1 protein-coding gene is annotated in these 394 nt (G+C 68.5%); it reads right to left on the reverse strand.

Translation table 11 applies throughout. The features are described 5' to 3' along the window. A partial coding sequence (locus IF89_RS39775) for an RHS repeat domain-containing protein (protein WP_043195007.1) occupies positions 1-394 on the reverse strand: 394 nt, incomplete at both ends.

Raw genomic sequence — 394 nt, forward strand, 5'->3', positions numbered from 1 at the left:
GTAGGTGTAGGCGGCGGAGGCGGTCTGCCCGTCCGCAGTCTTCTGCACCGCGGCCTTCAGACTGCCGTCGGGATTGTAGGTGTAGGCGGTGACCGCCCCGGCCGCATCCGTAGCCGATACCAGCTGCCCGTGCTGGTCGTAGGTGCGGGAGACAGCCTTGCCGTCCGGGTAGGCGACGGATACCAGGCGTCCCTCGCCGTCATAGCGATAGGTGATGAGGGTGTTCTTCTTGGCGTCCGCGTCGTCGCGGGCGCCTTCCCACACCCCGGTGACCCGGTTCAGGCCGTCGTATTCCGTCTGCCGGACGGTGGTGGCCCCGCTGGCGTCGGTGACCGCGGAGGAGAGCAGCAGCCCGGTGTCCCCGTCGTAGGTATACGCGGTCGTGGAGACGGTG

Source organism: Streptomyces sp. NRRL F-2664 (assembly GCF_000719345.1).
Lineage (GTDB): Bacteria > Actinomycetota > Actinomycetes > Streptomycetales > Streptomycetaceae > Streptomyces.